The following is an 11,026-nucleotide window of genomic DNA, read 5'->3' as shown; positions in this document are numbered from 1 at the left end:
CCGATCAATGTCGCCATTTTCCAGCCGCTCATGACCATGTTCGACACGACCGTCAACCAGACGATCATGACGGGCTCTGCCAACCTGATCACGTTGATCAGCCCTTTGGTCGCGGCTGGCCTCGGCGTCTACATGTTGTTGATCATGACCTCCTACTGGCGTGGTGCGACGGACCAGCCGGTGATCGACTTCTTTATGCGGTTCGCTGCATGGGGACTCATCATCACCGCCGGGATGAACATCCAGTACTACACCGAGTATGTGGTGCCATTCCTCAATGGCGTCGGCGACGACATCGCTCAGGCGCTGACGAATAGCCCCTCGACAGGTACGGCCCTGGACACCTTGCTGTCGTCTTATCTCACCGCGATCAACAACCTGTTTGCCCCTTTGAGCCCGTTCAACGTTGGTGGCTACGTTGCTTCCTGCGCCAACGCGTTACTGATCATATTGGTCGCCCTCCCCTTTCTCGCGCTTGCGGCCGCCTATCTGATTCTTGCGAAGTTCGCGCTTGGGCTGTTGCTTGCGTTGGGGCCTATGTTCATCGCTGCAGCGCTGTTTCCTGCAACGCGTAAGTTCTTTGAAGCATGGACCGCGCAATGTCTCAATTACGCGTTTTTGACAGCGCTTTTTGCGGCAGCCGGCGCCATTGAGGTCAAGTTCGCAACTGCGAGCGTACCAGCAGGGTCGCTGACGGACATTCCGACCACCGCCAAGCTCGCCATGATGGGGATCACCTTCATCGTCGTATCGCTGAACCTACCTGCGCTGGCGTCTGCACTTGCCGGTGGTGTCGGTATCTCAGCGATGGCGCAGCACGCAGGCGGCCCCGCCAGATTCGCCGGAAAGAGCGTTGGTAAAGGCATCAGCTCGGGATACAGGGCTGCCAAACAGTTGACGGGCCGTGCTGCCGGCGGATCGATCGAAGGGTAATTCATACCAAGGGTATTTATGTTTGCACACGTCAAAACTCGAATCAGTAAATTTCGGCAGACGGTGACGCTCGTCGGTTGCGTCCTTGCTATAGAAGGACAATTCGCTCCCGCACATGCACAGGGTATTCCTGTCATCAGCACGAGCGAACTTGCGCAAGACCTGCTTATGGCGAAAAACCTCCAATCGCAGCTTGTCACCATGACGGATCAATACCACGCACTGACTGGAAATCGTGGATTCGGGCAAATCCTAAACAACCCGTCATTGACGAGCTATTTGCCTTCCCAATGGCAATCGGTTTATAGCCAGATCAAGTCGGGGCAACTGCAAGGGTTAAGCAGCGCCGCACAGCAGATCGAAAGCCAGGAAGGCATGACCGCAAACACACCTTCTCAGCAGCGCTACAACGACACGCTTGCTACGAACAAGGCAATGGCGACGCAAGCCTATCAAGCGTCGGCCGATCGCCTGCAGAACATCCAGAGCCTGATGCAGCAGTCAGACCTGACGCAGGATCCTGCGGCGAAGGCCGATTTGCAAAATCGGTTGCTTAGCGAGAACGCAATGATCCAGAACGAACAGACCAAGCTTAACCTGGTGGGTCAGCTGCAGCGGGCCGAAGAAAAGCTCGCGGAAAAACAGGATGCCGACACCTTCAAGAACACGCTGATGGGAAGCGCCTGGCAAACGCCGCAGTAACCACAACGCGCGGTGAACGACAAGACGTCCAGCTCCGCCTAATACTTTGAAGGAACACAAAATGAACAAGCTTTTTATCGCAGCACTCTTCCCAGTGTTGATCTCCGCGTGCGGGAAGTCTTCGGGTGAGGAGTACCTCGGCCATTGGACGAAAGTCGCTGGGCAAGGCCCCGATCTGACGATCGAAAAGCACGGAGACGTGTTCATTATCAAAGAGCCCAGCGTTTTGATGGCCGGGCAATTCGATCAATTTACGGCTGACATGGTGGGTGATCGCTTGGTGCTACACGCGGGCGTGGGCGGGGAGATTCCTGTGGTGATCGATAAATCGACAGGCCATTTATTGCTTGCGGGCGAAGAGCTGCAGCGCAGTGGAAAGTAAGACGTTTTCTATTGCCTGTATGCAGGGCGGTGACGTAAGTCGCCTGCCTCGCGATAAATGATATTCAAGTCGCTTAAGGAGATTGAGATGAATGCATCTGGCCGCTTAGCTGGACCAACATGCCTCACGTGTCGAACGGCCGCACCGGCGCCTCGCAATGTCGGGGCTGACCAATGAGAGCCGTTTCAATCTGCACACTTCTCGTGGTGCTTCTGACAGGGTGTTCGCCGCCGCAGCCACCGCAGCCATCGGGCGCGTGGGTCCCTGTCAATCATCCGCCGTCAGTGTCGTCATCCGCTGCGCCGTTGTCGACTGCGTCAAAGGGAGCATGATCATGTTTTCAAAACGCAAGCGCCCGCCCGCGCCCGAGCTCGCGATGCGTAACCAAGCCGGTGCGGTGCCTGGTACCAGCGAGACAGAGCCTGCCGAAAAGAATGGCGCTGCCATTGCGACCGGACGTTGGTACTTGCAACAAGCGTTGAAGTTTGAAGCGTCCAAGCAGGAGCAACAGGCCAGGCAAACCAAAATCGCGTGGCGTGTCGCGATCGGCGCTGGCGCAATCGCTGTGGTTTCTATCATTGGTTCGGCAGCTTTAGTACAACTGAAGAGGCCTAACCCGCCCGCTGTGTTGCGTATGAACGATACGACCGGGGTGGTCGACGTCCTGAATGTGAGCCCCAGTAACCGGGAAATTTTCACAGAGAAAAACGACCGCGCCGATTTGCGCCGTTATGTCGAGATGCGCGAGAGCTACGACTGGGAAACGATCCAGGACATGTTCGATGCCGTCAAGCTGCTGTCCGCCGACAAGGAGCGTGACCAGTTCATCTCGATGTACTCGCTGGCTAATGCCCCGCAAAAAGTACTGAAGGATCAGTACCGTGTGATTGCGCGTGTGGGAGCAATCACGTTTGTTGGTAGCACGGCGCAGGTGTTTTTTTCACGCAAGCTCATTTCATTGAGCGGCAGCATGCCGCCCAAGACGGAGTACTGGGTGGCAACCATCGCTTATCGGCACGATCACCTTCCGGAAAAAGCCAGTGAGCTGGAGTTAGATCCGACAGGATTTCGTGTGACCAGTTATGTCGTAGATCGAGACTGGACGCGCGCTTCTGACACGCCTGCGCCGGTGACTCCCGCGCAGTCAGGCGTTCAACCAGTGTCACCCGCGGCCGCCGGCGCTGCCGTTCAGCGAGGTACCGCGCAATGACGTTCAAATTGAAGTTGGGGTGCAGCGGACATGCGTTGGCCACCTCTTCTGCGATCGCGGCCGCTGTGTGCGCGGTCCCTGCTCACGCGTTGACGACACCTGGACCGTGTGGCACGGACGCCCATATTCGCTGTGCTGTGTTCGATTCGACGGAAGTTTATCGCGTGCCGTTTCGGGCTGGTACCGCAACACTTATCCAGCTGGAGCCCGGCGAGGTGATCGATGGTCCCGCATCCGGGATGGGTATGGGCGATTCGAAGGCCTGGAAAGTGGGTGCGAAGAGCAATTGGATTTTGTTCAAACCCACGCAGGCGCATGCGGATACCAATTTGATTGTGGTCACCGACCGCCGGCGTTATGCGGTCGAACTGGTCACCGCTGAGCGGGGCGAAGCCGCTGTCTGGTCGCTGAATTTCACGTATCCGGACACGCGAGCGCGTGAAGCACAGGCGACGGCCAAGAAACAGGCGCTGGCCGCCGACCGCGCGCGTAGCAGCGCGGCGACGTCCCTTCACGCGAACGAGAACTACGACATGCAGGGCGATACCGTACGTGCGCCCACGTCGATGTGGGACGACGGTCGTTTCACGTACTTCCGTTACGCGACGACGCGTGATTTGCCGGACATTAACCGCGTGCTTCCGGACGGGTCGGAAGCGTTGGTGAATTCGCATGTGGATGGTGACACGGTTGTCGCGCACGAAACAGCGGCCAAATTCATGTTGCGCCTCGGGCAGTCAGTGCTGGGGGTGCGCAACAACAACTACACGCCCGACGGGCAGTTCAACGCGACCGGCACCACGGTTCCCGGCACCGTGCGGATCACGAAGGAGCATCAGTAATGAGCGGAATCGAATCTGGCTCGGGGCGTGAAGGTCAAGGACATGACGGCGGAGGCAATGGCGATGAACGCAGCGAGTCCGGGATGTCGTCGATATCCAGCGAGGCGGGCGCGGCCGCAGCGGGAATGACCGGCGATCGCGGGATGCCGAACCTTAAGCAGACGCGCAAGAAAGCGAACGTCAACAAGTTAACCGCCGTGGCGATTGCCGTGATTGCCTTGGCCACCGTGACATTGGGCGGTGCGATGTTTGCCAAGCGTTTGCAGGACCAGCACAACCAGGCCAAGGCTGATTCGCGCGCAGCACCGAAAGAAATGGGCGCTGATACTGGACACGATTTTGCAGTGGATGCGGACCGTTTGAAGCGCGAAAAAGCGGCGGCCGCAGAACAAGCATCTATTGCGGCCGCGCAGTCAGCTGCATCGATGCCCGTGCCGAGCGGCGTGCCCGCGAGTGCTGTCGCGGTAACAAGCACTGGCGCGCGTGGGGGCGCGGCAGCCCAACCCGCGCCACACGTCGAGACCGTTGAGGAGCGACGTCTCGATGGCGATGTATTGCTGAATAGTGGCGAAGGTAGCGCTCCAAATGGCAGCAGAAATAGCGACGGCAAGAGCGCGGGTCTCGTCCCTGTTGTCGCGCGCGGCGTTGCTGGCGGTCTGGATGACCGGCTCACGCCCTCAGCGCTACCCAGCGTCAAAGCGAGCTTTCTCCCCGATCTGGACTATCTGCTCAAGCGCGGGATCATCATCCCGTGCGCTCAGAGAACCAAAATCGTCACGACCTATCCCGGCGCAACCTCGTGCATCGTCACGAAGGACGTGTATTCGGCAGACGGTCGAACACTCTTGATCGAGCGTGGCAGCGAAGCTACCGGTGAACAGCGCACCTCGCTCATGCAGGGTCAGGCGCGCATATTCGTGCTGTGGTCACGCATCGATATGCCCAATGGCGTCACCATTCCATTGGACTCGCCGGGCTCGGATTCGCTAGGCGCAAGCGGACTTAATGCCTACGTCGATACCCATTTCTGGGATCGTTTCGGCGGCGCCATCATGGTGAGCCTCATTGGCGACTTTGGGCAGGCCGCGAGCAACCGGTCGCTTGGCAGCGGCAACAACCAGATTCAGTTTTCCAACACCTCGTCGGCTGGGCAAAGCCTGGCTGACGACACCCTCAAAAACACCATCGATATCCCGCCGACCGCGTACTCGAATCAGGGTTCCGCGTTGAACATTTTCGTGGCGCGCGATGTGGACTTCAGGAGCGTCTATGACCTCGAACAGCAGCAGTAGTGTTCTGTCGACTCATGCCGTATCAACCCATGCTGCGTCGACCCATTTCGATTCGAGCAAAACCGTCCGCAGCTATCTCGGGTCAACCGGCATTACCGCAAAAATGGTCACACAAGGTGTCACGGAAGTGACGGTTAATCGTCCCCATGAGATCTGGACCGAGACCGTAGATGGATGGAAGCAACATGCGGCGCCCGCCCTCACGTTCGATCTTTGTAAGAAGTTAGCCGACGCGCTGACCATCTACAACAAGGCGACCCCGCCTCTGTCAGCCCTCGCGCCAATTAAGCCCGTGCGCTTGCCCGACGGCGAACGTGGCCAGGTCATGACTGCGCCCGCGTGCGAGCCAGGCACAGTCTCCATGACCATCCGGATCCCAAGCACGGTTCGCTTTTCTAAGGACGATTATGTTCGCGCGGGCACGCTGACGGGGTTCGTTGATGTATCGCCGTCGGTGCTCTCGGCATCGGCCGCTGTACGCCGTTTCCCTGGCTTGTTCGAGAACGGTGTTCAGGATGCTGCACCCATCGATTTCGTGCCGGCTGGCGTCACGCTTGCGCCCTTCGAGCTGGATATGCTTGCGGCTAAAGCGGCGCGGAACGTCCCGCGGCTCTTCGAACTGGCGATCAAGCACAAGCTCAACATCGTGACGGTCGGTGGTGTCGGGTCCGGCAAGACGACCCTCATGAAAATGTTGGCCGATCTCGTGCCACCCACCACGCGCATTGGCACGATCGAAGACACGCACGAACTGTCGTTGCCGAACCATCCCAACCACGTCCACATGTTCTTTAGCGACAGCTTGCCAGCGAAAGAAATCGTCCGCTCGACGCTGCGCATGAAATTCGACCGCGTGTTTCTCACCGAGTTGCGCGGCGATGAAACGTGGGATTACCTCACGCTGCTCAATACCGGTACCGATGGCGGAATGACCTCCGTGCATGCGAACGATTGTGCGTCTGCCTTCTCGCGGATCGCGACACTGGTCAAGGCCAGCCAGGTTGGCCAGACGCTCGACTGGAGCTACATCCTGCACGAGGTGAAGACGACCATCGATCTGGTGCTCTTCATGGAAAAAAAGCGCCTGACCCAGATCCATTACGACCCCGTGGAGAAGTGGAAGCTCTTGCGGGGGCTCGCATAAATGACCGATGCGATAGGCCCTTGTTTCCAATTGACGCTGCGTCCGGGTTGGTCGCACCCGGTGACTGGACCACTCGGATGTTTGGTCCCGGCGATGCAGCCAGCTGCGTTTGGGTCAAGGACATGACGATTCAATCAAAGATCCTCGTGAGCGCTTTTGCAGCCGCCGGCGTTGCGGCCGTTGCGGTGGGCGGCCAGTACGCGGGCGCTGCGCTCTTCGCAAAAATGCAGCACTTGCCGTCGTCGGTGGTTGGCATCTTTACGTTGCGCGACTACTGGCATGCCTATGGCGATGTGCCCGCCGTCAAGAAAGCGCTTGCCGCATGTACGTTTGTGTCGATGGCCATTCCCGTTGGTGCAATCACGGCTGCTTGCTTTGCTGCGTTCGGTACGGCCAAACGCGAGCTTCATGGCAGTGCCCGGTTCGCGAAGGCGCATGAAATCCGCAAGACCGGATTACTCGATGGCGAAGACGGCAAGCCCGCGCTGATCGTCGGCAAGTATCGAGGCAAATATCTGACTTTTCCGGGCCAGCAATTTGTCATGCTCGCCGCGCCTACGCGGTCGGGAAAAGGCGTGGCAGTGGCGATCCCGAATCTCCTCACCTATCCGGATTCGATGGTCGTCCTTGACTTGAAGCTGGAGAACTACAAATACACATCCGCCTACCGGCAAAAGTACGGACAGAAGGTTTTCCTGTGGGCTCCCTTTGCGGAAGATGGTAAGTCGCACGGGTGGAACGTATTCGACTCGATTGCTAATCGGCCGGAGCATCTTCGTATTGGCGATGTGCAGGCGATCGGCTTGAAATTTTATCCGACCAATGTGGAGGCGAAAACCAAGTTCTGGAATGACCTCGCACGCAATCTGTTCGTGGGCTTAAGCCTGTATCTCATGGAGACCGCGACCAGAGAGCGTTATTGCACCCTCGGCGAGATCTTTCGCCAGTCATCGGGCATGGGTAAGCCGATTAAAGAGCATATCGCGCAGCTGCGAGCTACAAAGGGCCTGTCGGAGGCGTGCACCGGTGCATTGAATCGCTTCCTGGCATCTGGCGATGAGGTGTTGTCGTCAATCTTATCGACCTTCAATGCGCCGCTGCTGATATTCGATAACCCAATCGTCGACGCCGCAACCAGCCATTCGTCCTTCGACATTAACGAAGTGCGCCGCCGGCGCATGACGATTTACATCGGCATTCAGCCGAACCGACTCGAAGACGCCGCGTTGCTAGTGAACCTGTTCTTCTCGCAGCTGATCGATCTGAACACGTCGATCCTGCCAGAGCACGACCCATCGCTCAAATACCAGTGCACGCTGGTTCTCGACGAGTTCACGGCGATCGGCAAGGTGAACGTCATCGATACATCGAACGCCTTTATCGCGGGCTTTAACCTGCGGCTGCTGACGATTATCCAGGCGATTTCGCAGATGGAGCGGCCCTCGTTGTATGGCAAAGAAGGAACGCGCACGCTGGTGGTGAACCATGCCGCGAAGGTCGTCTATCCACCCAAGGATCACGGCGAAGCGAAGGACCTTTCCGACGCGCTTGGGTTTTTCACAGAGACCTCGGTATCGAAAAGCAGAACCCCGGGCAAGCCGCGCGGCGAAAACCATTCGGATCAGCGACGCGCATTGATGATGCCCCAAGAGCTTGAGGAGATGTCGCAAGACGAACAGATCCTGATGGGCTTCGGCAAGCCAATCCGCTGTCAGAAAGCTTTTTACTACACCGATCCCCTCTTTGTGGACCGGCTCAAGGAGATGAGCCCATCGCTGCGTGCCTTGGACGAGAAACTGCCTACCGAGACGCAACTTAAGGCGGCGGCCGGCGCAAACGAGCTCTGCACGAGTGATGTGCCGATCATCGATCCGGTCGAATGGCAGGCCAAGCGCCGGGCCGCGACCGCGGCACGGCGGGCGGACGGTACACGAGTCGCGCGCGCGACGGATCTGGCTGCGATGCGTGATGCAGATGTGTCGGTCGCGCTCGTGGCCGCGCTTGCGAATGGAATCTATGCCGACCTGCTGGAACTGACCGGCATTCAATTTAACTTTGCGGATACAGCTAGCCAGGCGAGCGCGCCTGATGGCGCCCGTTCGCCTATTCAAGAGGAACTGACTCATGGCTGAAAACAAGTCCGTTGATGCATCGAGAGAAGGCAACGATGCTACCGGTGCAACGGCTACCACACCTGAAACGCCCGAAATGGTCGCTGTGAGGGATGCCCGCGAAGCGTTCTTTGCAAGGGCTCGCGACGGCCGCGTAGCACCTGAAAGCGCAGCCCCCAATGATTCGCATGTCACACCAGCGCTTCAGCCAGCACGCCAAACTGGTCAGAATGGCTTGCCGGGCGCTATCGCGGCTCCACAGGAGCGGATCGCTTCGCGCAATAGCGGCGACGGTTTGCTGGCCGTCGGTGTGTTATCGGACCTCGGCGAAGAAAGAGCCTACCGGGTGTGGGCATCAGGGGACTCCGAAGATCTGAAGGCGATCACCAATCCGCAAGCGCGCGAGATGGCTTTTGAAACGATTGTCGACAACATGCGTATACCGCAATACCGCGAAGCGTTGTCGCTGGTCGATTATGGTCTTGAGCGCGAGGCACTGCGGGCGTTCAACGCACGCAGCGAAGTCGATGTTGAAGGACGGGCGTTGGGGATCGACGGCGTTGTGGAAGCACCTGCTACGGCCGCCCCCGGTGGTGTGCCCAGCGTCGACTCGAATGAACCCGTTGCGCCATTCCAGGCAACCCGCGCAGTGGCGGACACGACGCCGAGCGGTGTACTGTCGGAGCCAGCAACGCAAACCCCGACACCAGACGCGAGCGCTCCGGAGGTTGAACCGGTCGCGGTCGTCGCGTCCTCCGATCCCGTCTCAGCTGTCGACGTCCCAGCGGATTTGCAGGCGATTAATGCCACAGATGCGACGCCGGAAGCAATACCGCGCGGATCTCCGGCCGCGGCCACCAGTGAGGCAGTCGAAGAAAACGCCATAGAGACGGTACCGGCACCGAAGCTCGAGCAGTCACCCAATGAGGTGTCAGACGCTGAGAAGCGTCGTGAGGTGGAAGACAAGGCGTCGCGTCGCAATGCTGGAGCGCGCTTGCTGGACGCTTTTACGCGCTCGCTTATTGGTCGTGACCGCCCGGACAGCGGTAACGAAATATCGTCGCCGGCGGTCATGACTAAGGACGGCTACGCCATACCTGAGGCTATTGCCTCGCGATACGTCGTGCGCGATGGCGATTTCTGGCGATTCGACGAAAAGGATCCCGGTAACTCCGATAACCACAAACCGAAGTTCACCGACAAAGGCCCCCGCTTAGCCACTGGTGGAGAGGACCGGGGTACAGCGGCTGACATGGTGACCGTAGCGCAAGCGAAGGGCTGGCAACAGGTCACGCTTAAGGGAAGCGAAGCGTTTCGCCGTAACGCGTGGATGGAAGCCACACTGGCTGGCATGAAAACGCGCGGATTTGAGCCTCAAGGGCAGGATCGGGCGATGCTCGAAGAAGCACGGCGTGAACGCGACGCGCTGATCATCACGGCCGGCAAGCGCTCGCCCCCGGTCCCCCAGCCGCTGTCGCCGGCAACATTTGCACCGACACCCACTCCGTCGCCGAAACAGGCCGCGGACAACGCACAAAGCGGACCCTCTAATGTCGCGCCAGCCGTAGCCACATCCGAAGCGGCGATATCTCCGGAGCGGCAATCAACTGATGCCGCGCCCGCTGCTGCTTCTCCTGCAACTCTTGCGGCTCCTGTGGCTCATTCATCGCAAGCAGTGGCAGCGCCGGCATTCGTTCCTGAAGCGCCCGTCGGCCGCACCGCTGCGCAGACGCCCCCCGCGCCAGAGCAAGTTGGTCAAAGCGTGCTGTTGGGGCATGGTGCCGCGCCATATAAAAATGACAAGGACAACGCTGACAGCTACTACGTTTCCTATAGCGATCCCGACGGGGCAACGAAGACCGTGTGGGGCAAGGATCTGGAGCGAGCAGTCCGCGACTCAGGCGTGCAACCAGGCGATGCACTGACACTTGAAAATCTTGGCTCCCGCCCCGTCACCGTCAACCGGCCAGTCAAGGATGTCGACGGAAAGGTCATCCGAATCGATCAGATCGATACGCGCCTGAACGTCTGGGAGATACAGAAGCAAGAAAAGCAGTTCTCCGGTAGCCAGGAGCCAGCCGCCGTCGCGATGAACGTCGCAGCCTTGCGCGAGCAAGTCGAGAAGGCGCTTGCGGGTCAGCCCGATAACGTCGTGCGCGAAGTGATGGACCGGCTGGCAGAACGCCTACAGGCCGGAGTTGCGGTGCAGGCTGAGCACCAAAAAGCCGGCTCTGCCGCGCAGGACCTAAAGCCTGCGATCGACACGCGCTTAGCGCAAGTTGATGTTGACCGCGAGGCTCGTCAAATGGTCACCGAAGTGCCCAAACCAAAACGCAACCCAGAGCGCGACGTTGCCAAACAAAGCGCGCCGAGCGTCGCTCGCTGATCCCGATGATCGCCGGGCGCAACT

9 protein-coding genes are annotated in these 11,026 nt (G+C 59.0%); all 9 read left to right on the top strand.

Features of this window, described 5'->3' with window-relative positions; all coding sequences use genetic code 11:
• The first annotated feature begins 30 nt into the window (after positions 1-30).
• Positions 31-933, top strand: coding sequence for a type IV secretion system protein (locus tag ACSQ83_RS27530; RefSeq protein ID WP_436230358.1), 903 nt, complete (start codon positions 31-33; stop codon positions 931-933).
• Positions 934-951: 18 nt separating this feature from the next.
• Positions 952-1,635: a type IV secretion system protein gene (locus tag ACSQ83_RS27525; protein WP_436230357.1), complete on the top strand. Its 684-nt coding sequence runs from the start codon at positions 952-954 to the stop codon at positions 1,633-1,635.
• A gap of 61 nt (positions 1,636-1,696) precedes the next feature.
• Entirely contained in the window at positions 1,697-2,017 is a 321-nt protein-coding gene (locus tag ACSQ83_RS27520) for a hypothetical protein (RefSeq protein WP_436230356.1), read from the top strand.
• Positions 2,018-2,174: 157 nt separating this feature from the next.
• Positions 2,175-3,227: a virB8 family protein gene (locus tag ACSQ83_RS27515; RefSeq protein ID WP_436230355.1), complete on the top strand. Its 1,053-nt coding sequence runs from the start codon at positions 2,175-2,177 to the stop codon at positions 3,225-3,227.
• Entirely contained in the window at positions 3,224-4,069 is an 846-nt protein-coding gene (locus tag ACSQ83_RS27510; protein ID WP_436230354.1) for a TrbG/VirB9 family P-type conjugative transfer protein, read from the top strand. The genes ACSQ83_RS27515 and ACSQ83_RS27510 overlap by 4 nt, the downstream gene beginning before the upstream one ends.
• A complete protein-coding gene (gene virB10 / locus ACSQ83_RS27505; RefSeq protein ID WP_436230353.1) occupies positions 4,069-5,361 on the top strand; it encodes a type IV secretion system protein VirB10 in 1,293 nt (430 codons plus the stop codon). The genes ACSQ83_RS27510 and virB10 overlap by 1 nt, the downstream gene beginning before the upstream one ends.
• On the top strand, positions 5,339-6,505 hold the full coding sequence (locus ACSQ83_RS27500; RefSeq protein ID WP_436230352.1) for an ATPase, T2SS/T4P/T4SS family: 1,167 nt from the start codon (positions 5,339-5,341) through the stop codon (positions 6,503-6,505). Before virB10 ends, ACSQ83_RS27500 begins: the two co-directional genes overlap by 23 nt.
• A gap of 122 nt (positions 6,506-6,627) precedes the next feature.
• The gene (locus ACSQ83_RS27495; RefSeq protein WP_436230351.1) at positions 6,628-8,637 is read left to right on the top strand and encodes a type IV secretory system conjugative DNA transfer family protein; all 2,010 of its coding nucleotides are present in this window, start codon (positions 6,628-6,630) and stop codon (positions 8,635-8,637) included.
• A complete protein-coding gene (locus ACSQ83_RS27490) occupies positions 8,630-11,002 on the top strand; it encodes an LPD7 domain-containing protein (RefSeq protein ID WP_436230350.1) in 2,373 nt (790 codons plus the stop codon). Before ACSQ83_RS27495 ends, ACSQ83_RS27490 begins: the two co-directional genes overlap by 8 nt.
• The last annotated feature ends 24 nt before the right edge of the window (positions 11,003-11,026 follow it).

It is taken from the genome of Caballeronia sp. LjRoot29 (assembly GCF_964252755.1).
Classification (GTDB): Bacteria; Pseudomonadota; Gammaproteobacteria; order Burkholderiales; family Burkholderiaceae; genus Caballeronia.
The sequence above is the reverse complement of the archived record's forward strand: the minus strand, read 5'-3'. Positions and strand labels throughout refer to the sequence as shown.

What these genes read in the sequence shown, in the direction of transcription:
- ACSQ83_RS27490 (WP_436230350.1), top strand. Translation starts at nt 8,630, where the DNA reads ATGGCTGAAAACAAGTCCGTTGATGCATCGAGAGAAGGCAACGATGCT.
- ACSQ83_RS27495 (WP_436230351.1), top strand. Translation starts at nt 6,628, where the DNA reads ATGACGATTCAATCAAAGATCCTCGTGAGCGCTTTTGCAGCCGCCGGC.
- virB10 (WP_436230353.1), top strand. Translation starts at nt 4,069, where the DNA reads ATGAGCGGAATCGAATCTGGCTCGGGGCGTGAAGGTCAAGGACATGAC.
- ACSQ83_RS27520 (WP_436230356.1), top strand. Translation starts at nt 1,697, where the DNA reads ATGAACAAGCTTTTTATCGCAGCACTCTTCCCAGTGTTGATCTCCGCG.
- ACSQ83_RS27515 (WP_436230355.1), top strand. Translation starts at nt 2,175, where the DNA reads ATGTCGGGGCTGACCAATGAGAGCCGTTTCAATCTGCACACTTCTCGT.
- ACSQ83_RS27510 (WP_436230354.1), top strand. Translation starts at nt 3,224, where the DNA reads ATGACGTTCAAATTGAAGTTGGGGTGCAGCGGACATGCGTTGGCCACC.
- ACSQ83_RS27530 (WP_436230358.1), top strand. Translation starts at nt 31, where the DNA reads ATGACCATGTTCGACACGACCGTCAACCAGACGATCATGACGGGCTCT.
- ACSQ83_RS27500 (WP_436230352.1), top strand. Translation starts at nt 5,339, where the DNA reads ATGACCTCGAACAGCAGCAGTAGTGTTCTGTCGACTCATGCCGTATCA.
- ACSQ83_RS27525 (WP_436230357.1), top strand. Translation starts at nt 952, where the DNA reads ATGTTTGCACACGTCAAAACTCGAATCAGTAAATTTCGGCAGACGGTG.